The sequence below is a fragment of the Flammeovirga sp. AWQ4_249 genome, from assembly GCF_056161045.1.
In genome coordinates, this window is record NZ_JBSWYJ010000084.1 from 1 (window position 1) to 7,327 (window position 7,327).

The 7,327-nt window shown below is 29.4% G+C and carries 8 protein-coding genes; all 8 read left to right on the forward strand.

What is annotated here, in order from left to right:
* Positions 1–843 precede the first annotated feature (843 nt).
* The 8 genes from ACXAHM_RS25880 to ACXAHM_RS25915 all read left to right on the forward strand — a co-directional run bounded on the left by ACXAHM_RS25880 (position 844) and on the right by ACXAHM_RS25915 (position 7,081).
* A complete protein-coding gene (locus ACXAHM_RS25880) occupies positions 844–1,134 on the forward strand; it encodes a hypothetical protein (RefSeq protein WP_474966982.1) in 291 nt (96 codons plus the stop codon).
* 28 nt (positions 1,135–1,162) lie between these two features.
* Positions 1,163–1,870: a YARHG domain-containing protein gene (locus ACXAHM_RS25885; protein ID WP_474966983.1), complete on the forward strand. Its 708-nt coding sequence runs from the start codon at positions 1,163–1,165 to the stop codon at positions 1,868–1,870.
* On the forward strand, positions 1,854–2,474 hold the full coding sequence (locus ACXAHM_RS25890; RefSeq protein ID WP_474966984.1) for an NADAR family protein: 621 nt from the start codon (positions 1,854–1,856) through the stop codon (positions 2,472–2,474). Before ACXAHM_RS25885 ends, ACXAHM_RS25890 begins: the two co-directional genes overlap by 17 nt.
* Before the next feature lie 167 nt (positions 2,475–2,641).
* Positions 2,642–2,800, forward strand: coding sequence for a hypothetical protein (locus ACXAHM_RS25895; RefSeq protein ID WP_474966985.1), 159 nt, complete (start codon positions 2,642–2,644; stop codon positions 2,798–2,800).
* A gap of 1,151 nt (positions 2,801–3,951) precedes the next feature.
* Entirely contained in the window at positions 3,952–4,413 is a 462-nt protein-coding gene (locus ACXAHM_RS25900; RefSeq protein WP_474966986.1) for a hypothetical protein, read from the forward strand.
* Positions 4,414–4,870: 457 nt separating this feature from the next.
* Positions 4,871–5,326, forward strand: coding sequence for a hypothetical protein (locus ACXAHM_RS25905; protein ID WP_474966987.1), 456 nt, complete (start codon positions 4,871–4,873; stop codon positions 5,324–5,326).
* Between the two features lie 56 nt (positions 5,327–5,382).
* The gene (locus tag ACXAHM_RS25910) at positions 5,383–6,198 is read left to right on the forward strand and encodes a T9SS type A sorting domain-containing protein (RefSeq protein ID WP_474966988.1); all 816 of its coding nucleotides are present in this window, start codon (positions 5,383–5,385) and stop codon (positions 6,196–6,198) included.
* A gap of 361 nt (positions 6,199–6,559) precedes the next feature.
* The gene (locus ACXAHM_RS25915) at positions 6,560–7,081 is read left to right on the forward strand and encodes a hypothetical protein (protein ID WP_474966989.1); all 522 of its coding nucleotides are present in this window, start codon (positions 6,560–6,562) and stop codon (positions 7,079–7,081) included.
* Positions 7,082–7,327 lie beyond the last annotated feature (246 nt).

A 7,327-nucleotide genomic window follows, 5' to 3' on the forward strand; every position in this document is an offset into this window, starting at 1 on the left:
TTTAATAGAGGGCGTATGCAATACGCCCGTACGAATTTTGCACCCCATCAAAATACCATTAATAGGAATTTAGAATTTCAAATTTTAATAACTAGATCTTCATTCAGAATAAACAACCAAAATAATAGGTCAGTGTGTGTAGGGGCGTATTGCATACGCCCACTCTCAAAAAGAACAATTCAAAAAAATTCAATATGAATTCATAAAATAGGGTATTTTATCTATGGTATAATAAATTGAGTTCAAAGATAAATTGTTTTGTTAGTATTGATTTAATAGAGGGCGTATGCAATACGCCCGTACGAATTTTGCACCCCATCAAAATACCATTAATAGGAATTTAGAATTTCAAATTTTAATAAGTAGATCTTCATTCAGAATAAACAACCAAAATAATAGATCAGTGTGTGTAGGGGCGTATTGCATACGCCCACTCTCAAAAAGAATAATTCAAAAAAATTAAATATGAATACATAAAATAGGGTATTTTATCTATGGTATAATAAATTGAGTTCCAAGATAAAAAGCTACCTCCCGTAGAGACACTCTTTTTAGCGTCTAGCAAACCATGGATAATATAATGATAAGAAAGTTAAAGTAGAATAAGCTTTTTCCATTCTTTTCAAAAATAACCACTAACAAATCTTCTGAATCTCCCTAGAAGAATAACCCTTCTTTACTAATCGTAAAATGTCTTGATACTTACACAAACCCTTCTTCTCATTATCCTAAGTAACAAGAAATAAACATTTACACACTTCCACTACTGGATTTATTCCAATTAGTTTAAGGCACAATTATTGAAATTTAAGGTGTCAGCTAACTTATTGAAATAACTATACAATGGACCAACTTTTAAACTTACAAGCAGACGAGATACATACAATTTCATATGAAATAAGCGGAAACAAAGAGGGAATTCCTTTGCTATTCGTTCATGGTGGACCTGGGGCAGGGTATACCGAATCTGATAAGCGTTTTTTTGATTTTGAAAAATATAGAGTGATCTTCTTTGATCAAAGAGGGAGTGCTAGAAGTAAACCGTTCGGTTGTGTAGAAAAGAATACGATTGATTACCTTATTGAAGATATCAATTTGCAAAATGTTCTTTCTACAATTAAGAAGTTAGTATAGTATATTTATTACTTATAAATAATTAATTATGAAATACTCTTTATTTATCTTTTTTATTTTATTTGCAACAAATGTGTTTGCCCAGATTTTTGAAAATGCAGAAGTAGAAAATGAGTCACTCATAAAACCGTGGATAGAGACAGATCCACAGCAATATGAAGGTGTTTATTTTTTTGGGTTATCCGAAATGGAATCTAAAGTAACACTTGCCATCGCTGAAGGTCGTATTGACTTGCAAATAAGTAATCTAGGAGATGAAATTTATAAAGACAATCAATTTGTAGGATGGAAACGAAATATTGAAAACTATACAAATGTTACAATCAAAGGGAATAAGCTTTATTCTGATCAATCAAATGGTGAATTTATTTTATATAAAGGGGTTAAATGTCTTAAATTACAAAAGCCACCAATTGATATATATGATGGCAAATATGAACTAGGGAAAAAAAGTAATAAACCTTTAGCAAATTTCTATGCAGGTCAATATAGTTTTACAAAATTTGATATCATAAATGATGACCAATTAAGAACATTTGATAAAATACATCTTCAAATCATGAGAAATGAAATTTTTGCAAGATATGGTTATAAATTTAAAGAAGGTGGACAGATGGAACAGTACTTCCATCAGCAAGAATGGTATCGTACAAGTTATTTGAATGTCAATCAGTGCCTAACGAGTATTGAAAAAGCAAATATTGAAAATATAAAAAGAATTGAAAAAGAAGAATAACACTATATATTTCACTAATTCAGAGCATATATTAGGGAATTTCTCAGATCATCCATTTTTTTTAGATGGAATGTATTGGCCTACTGTAGAGCATTATTTTCAGGCTGAAAAATTTGTGAATGTCGATGCTATTTTAGCAATACAAGCAGCTTCAACTCCATTGGAAGCAGTTCTTATAGGAAATGATAATACCAAAAGTGTCAAATCAAATTGGGATCTTTTGAAAGATGAGACACTAAGAAAAGCAGTGAAAGCGAAAGTAAATCAGAATGCAGAAGTAAAACAATTTCTCCTTTCTACAGAAAATTCAATATTGATTGATAATACAACAGATGCTGGAGGTAATATCCTTGGTGAAATTCTTATGGAAATCCGTACAGATTTAGCAAAAGATGGTCCATACGAAGAATTAAAGGAAATGAAAGAACCACTATGGTTAAAATACCCTGAATTAGATCGATTTTCAATGGGGTGGAGTATGGGATATGGAGAAGATTATATGTTGGAATGGAGTATTTGGTATGAAGGTCTCAGTGAAAAGGGTAAAACCTCTTATCAAAGCAAATATCCAGAACCTGAGGAATTGTTGGGCTTTTATGAATAAAGAGAACGGTGAAGAACTGATGAGTGAACAATTTTATGGTGAACCTACATGTGGAATTATTTATGAAAATAACAATTGGGCATTAATTGCAGGAGAGAAGTTACTTTTTTAGGAATGCTCAAGAAGTGATTACAATAGCTTCAGAAAATGTGAAATGGATACATTCTATGAGATTTAAGAATGCTAACACCGTAGAAGTATTAACAGATCCATGGAGTGATGATGCAGCTATTTGGGAAGTCTCTATTTCTAATTTACAATTCAAAAAAATTAAAGTTTTCAGAAACTATATCCATAAGGAGTACACTGATAGGGTTATATGGTAATTATAAATAATGATTACTTGAATCAGCCAGAAGAAATTTAGAAAAAATATAATGAACGACCTTTTTAAATCATTAATAATAACATTAATACTACTACTAATAGTAATAATTGGAGGCGTTATGCAGTTGCCAATAGTAAAAGATATTTTCTATATTTTTATTATTATCCCTTGGGGGAACGGTTTTGCTGATGGTTCTCAAGCTACGTGGATTATTTATGTAGAACCGTTTTTACTTTGGATAACCTTCTATTTTTATCTTAGATATCGTAAACGAAATCCATTATCATAAATTCTCATTTTCCATCCATTTGTAGATGTATTGGGCATTAAATACTTTCTAAATGAAAAATGGGAGTCTATTACAAACTGTTTAAACTCCCATGAAATATATTTAACCTTAATATTGTAATTAAGGGCGCTTTTTATTTTTAGTATTTACTCTAGGTTTAAGTAGATTACAGACTCTTTCGTACTCCTTTTTCAGCTTTCTATCATCTGGATTATACTGAAGATCTAACTTCAACTTCTTTTTGAGTCTCTGCAGCTCCATCTTTTTAAGATGCCTAGGATTATCCTTTTGAATAAATGTCTTTTTTTCGTTTTTCATGGCACAATTTAAACATAAAAAGTCACCTTTGAAAAACTGTAATTTAAATACTAGAATTTATTAGAATAATAAAATTAAATAACCTTTAATTATATGGTTTTGATCTTGTTGGATGTATCAAAATAATTGGCCTAAAGTGAATATAGATATTCGAGATTTGTAATATAAAATTGTATTACAATAATACAACTTTAATGTGTTTGGGTTTTTGCTTTTAAAAACACTATTGAATATATTTAATCTAGATTCCAAAATATCATTTATTTTATATAATTAGAAATTTATAAAGGAAACCTTAAAAAAGGATGCGTACTAGGTATAGTCACTTTTTGTTTATTATACAACATTTTTTTTGTAAGTGAAGATAATCAACCAATCACTTCTGAATTAAAAGGAAGTGTCGGAAAGTCAACATATTATACAGTGGAAATGATCAGAATTTTGGAGAACGAGTAGTATTATTTGGGGGGGATTTTACCATAATTTCTTCTCAACTTTCGATAAATACTTTCTAAAAGTCATCTTAGAAAACAAGGATTAAAATGAAGAAAATTACATTTTTATTCATTGTCATGTTAATGTCTTTTACATACAATGAGAAAGTTTTTTCAGTTAAAAATATCAATCTAAATAGTTTTGAAAAGGTTGATATAGAGAAATATAAAATAATAATTGGTCATCAAAATGATGATTATATCACCAAAATATTAAAGAAAGATTATGCATCAAATAGGGTATTAATTTACTTTGAAAAGGAATACAATGGTCTACATAGTTATCTTGGAATGTATGATCATGAGGAATTTTTTCTTTTATCAAAAAATGAAATTTATCCTGGTGGTGATATAATTATGTATACTATTTTGAAAGATGATAAATTTCAAAGTATAGAGATAGAGAGTTATTTAGATGATGAAAATAGTGACTTTGAGAATGATATTTATTTGTCTGCATCAGATACTATTATTCGAAATTATAATTTGAACTTTAAATTAATAGATTAAAAATAACCAAAGTAATTATCTATTCTCAAACTTTTTCTCCTAAGTAAGAAGTCAATTTTGATGTGATGAACATACCATTTTACTTTTTTTAATTAAGAGATAAATCAAATATCGCCTTTTTCTTTGCTAGGATCTCTCAATAAGGTATATAAAATGACCAATTAACAAAGTACATGTAATCAGTGCTTTATAATTAATACTGACCTAAAATTACTCATTAAGATGCTTATTTTTTAGATTTTGAAAAAATCATCCTTCAATATATTTAGTGTGACAAAAATTTGAAATAAAAGTAGACCTAAACATAAATAATATGATTTTATATTAACAAAAGGTTATGGATAAAACATTTGATTCATGTAAAAAAAGAGAAGCCATAAGAGGCTTGGAGATTTTACTTTTCAAACATTAGGCTTATTAATAACCAATTGAAATGATAAATGAATGAATATTATTTATGATGAATTTTTACAGTAATTCTACTTTGAACTTAAGTAAATTTCTAACAATATTAATTGTAACATTTTTCCCTTTACAAAGCATAGCACAACAGGCATATTTCTCTGAAAGACCTGACTGGGCGGGAATGTGGTATAAGTCACCTACAAATGCTCTGCCTGAATTTGAAGGGGTAGAACATGCATTTACAGGTAGAGCCTCACGTTATCACTGGAAGAATTTTGAACCAGAACAAGAGGAATATGATTTTTCACAAATTGAAGAACAACTTACTTTTGCGGCTGAACATGATTACTATTTGTATTTCGTTTTATGGACAGGATTTCATTGCCCTGAATGGATTTATGATGAAGAAAAATTGGGAGACAAAGCTGTCCCAAAGGTGATCGCTGAACAAAATGGGGTGGTCAGAGTTCCTCTAGAAGGAAATGAAAAAGGAAATAAAATGATGTAGCAAGAGCAGAAAGAATTCTTTCAGAGTATCAAGCCTATGGAGCAAATAATGATGACATGGATGCTGCTATTAATTATAATGCAATCAAATACTTGCAAAATGCGAAAGGTAATAATGATTGTTTATATGATGTGATACCAGGAAATCATCAAAGATTCATTACTCAAATTGATCCCAATAATACATCAGCCGGTTATTGGAGAGTTGGCATAAGTGATACGCAACCTTATGGAAGATTTTGCAGAGGTTTTGATGTTGCCAAAGGGAAAAATGCCTTGTATTTTGATGTTGATGATAAGTATTTTGTCTACAATAATAGGGCTGAAGATGGAAACCTTAAAGTGAAAATAATTCATTATGCAAAAGAGGGTGGTTCATGGGAATTACAATATCATGCACTAGATGGTACCATGAAATCAAAATCATTCGTCAATGACTCTTCACAAGATTGGGTAACAACAGAAATTACCATTTCAGATGCTCAACTTAATAATGGTGGTTTAAAAGGAGCGGATCTTATTCTGAGAAATACAGGGAATGTAAACTGTAAATTCCATCTTATTGAGTTAACACGTGAAGTCCAACCAATTGTGGAATTACCTGTAGGAATAGAGGATGATTTCCAATCAGCAAAAAATCTTGTGAGGTTATATCCTAACCCAACAAGTAATATATTAAATATTGATTTCAAAACAATTGAAACATGTCAAATTACTTTATTCAACAGCATAGGACAACAAATCTTTTCTACATCAATAAAGGATCTGAAATACAAACTTAACCTGAAGGAGTTAAATCTAAATCAGGGTATTGTCATTGTGCATATTGCAACAAAGAATGCGGTAACCAAACATAAAGTAGTCTTGAAATAAGTTTTGAAAGGGTATAATAATCGGAATTAATAATAATAGGATAGAGGCTGCCTCATAATTACTTTATGAAGCAGCCTCTTTTTCTGTGAATGTTTTGTTTATATATTTATGACACGAATAATGGTATGATAAACTTATTCAAATGTACTTTATCAATAAAGTTATAGCAACATTTTGATCTAATGAAAGCTTCCCTGATGATCTTCAATTAGATGAGAATTATGGTAAATAATAGAGTGTAAAGGAATGGAAAAGTAACCAAGAAGGATACAAACTATGTATTATTCTATATTAAGATTTTTACTGATTGAAGTTTAGAACATATCTTTATATAATTATATCTATGCAAACATTCTAGATAATGAATAAACTTAAAAAAAAGAAGGACAGATCAATGCTAATTTTTGGAATTATCTGCACAATATTAGCAATCCGATCTGGTATAATCTACTATTATCTTAATTATGGTGAAGTTCGTTATACCTTAACGACAAAATTAGGGCAAATAAATAAGACAAAAAGTGGACCTAGTTTGCAAATTTTTTTTAGAAGTGAAAGGTTTGTACATGAAGGGTCTGGAACAAATAAATTTGCATATTTTGCTAAGAGGAATGAAGCTAAATATATTGTAAAGTATTCAACAACTCACCCTGATTATTTTGAGTTATATTATAAATGCCTGCTTTTAGATTCAAAAAAAGATTATTCAAAACTAAATAAGGTAGCACCTTTTTATCTTTTCGTTGATTTTGATACTTTAAGAGCTCCATTTGGAGGTTGGAAAGAATTACCCGAATCCTTAAAACGAAAATTAAATCAAGTTGAAAAGGAAGATTATGATGATAGTATTTTCTCCAATATTTGGTTTTATTTTAAAGGTTAGTCGCCAACTTTTAGTAGATACTAAAAATGAATTTTAACTTTTTAATGCAATAAAACCAATGGATCAGATGTTGAAATCGAGGAAATTTTCGTGGTTATTAATGTTAATAGGAGGAGGTATGTTTAGTTATAATACTAAAATGTACATAGAAAAGCGGGAGTATCTCAGAAACTGTGTAAATCTATTTTTTAGATTTCAAAATGTTTTGATCAACCCTCGAAATTTCTCTTTGTAAAATTAATGAGC

What these genes read in the sequence shown, in the direction of transcription:
- ACXAHM_RS25880 (WP_474966982.1), top strand. Translation starts at nt 844, where the DNA reads ATGGACCAACTTTTAAACTTACAAGCAGACGAGATACATACAATTTCA.
- ACXAHM_RS25885 (WP_474966983.1), top strand. Translation starts at nt 1,163, where the DNA reads ATGAAATACTCTTTATTTATCTTTTTTATTTTATTTGCAACAAATGTG.
- ACXAHM_RS25895 (WP_474966985.1), top strand. Translation starts at nt 2,642, where the DNA reads ATGAGATTTAAGAATGCTAACACCGTAGAAGTATTAACAGATCCATGG.
- ACXAHM_RS25900 (WP_474966986.1), top strand. Translation starts at nt 3,952, where the DNA reads ATGAAGAAAATTACATTTTTATTCATTGTCATGTTAATGTCTTTTACA.
- ACXAHM_RS25905 (WP_474966987.1), top strand. Translation starts at nt 4,871, where the DNA reads ATGATGAATTTTTACAGTAATTCTACTTTGAACTTAAGTAAATTTCTA.
- ACXAHM_RS25910 (WP_474966988.1), top strand. Translation starts at nt 5,383, where the DNA reads ATGGATGCTGCTATTAATTATAATGCAATCAAATACTTGCAAAATGCG.
- ACXAHM_RS25915 (WP_474966989.1), top strand. Translation starts at nt 6,560, where the DNA reads ATGAATAAACTTAAAAAAAAGAAGGACAGATCAATGCTAATTTTTGGA.